This window comes from Myxococcus llanfairpwllgwyngyllgogerychwyrndrobwllllantysiliogogogochensis (genome assembly GCF_006636215.1).
GTDB lineage: Bacteria > Myxococcota > Myxococcia > Myxococcales > Myxococcaceae > Myxococcus > Myxococcus llanfairpwllgwyngyllgogerychwyrndrobwllllantysiliogogogochensis.
Map to the genome: position 1 here is coordinate 1 of NZ_VIFM01000972.1, position 393 is coordinate 393.

The following is a 393-nucleotide window of genomic DNA, read 5'->3' on the forward strand; positions in this document are numbered from 1 at the left end:
AGTTTGAGGTAAGGTAAATCCAGCAGTTTAACCGCCACGATCAATAAAACTACTCGTGCAACAATTGCGCCGGCTGTACCGATAATAATCGCCTTGTTGCGTTGATGAGGCGGCAACTTTCGGCAAGCCATGGCAATCACCACCGCGTTATCGCCACCCAATAGCAGGTCGATTACGATGATTTGTAGCAGGATGAAGATGACGTCCCATTGACCCAATAACCAAGTCATAAAACACTCTATGCAGCGTAGAAAGGAAATATCCCGGTAAGAAGTGAAACGACAATCATGAGTAAACTACTTACCAGAGACCATTTAAAGGTAAAGTATTGATTCTCGGAATAATCGAGTTTCAACATACTGACCACCAGATACGTTGACGCGACCAGCGGGC

The 393-nt window shown here is 45.3% G+C and carries 1 protein-coding gene; it reads right to left on the minus strand.

Features of this window, described 5'->3' with window-relative positions; genetic code table 11:
* On the minus strand, positions 1-230 hold a 230-nt coding region (locus FJV41_RS56500; protein ID WP_281291694.1), incomplete at its 3' end, for a TerC family protein.
* Positions 231-393: the final 163 nt, after the last annotated feature.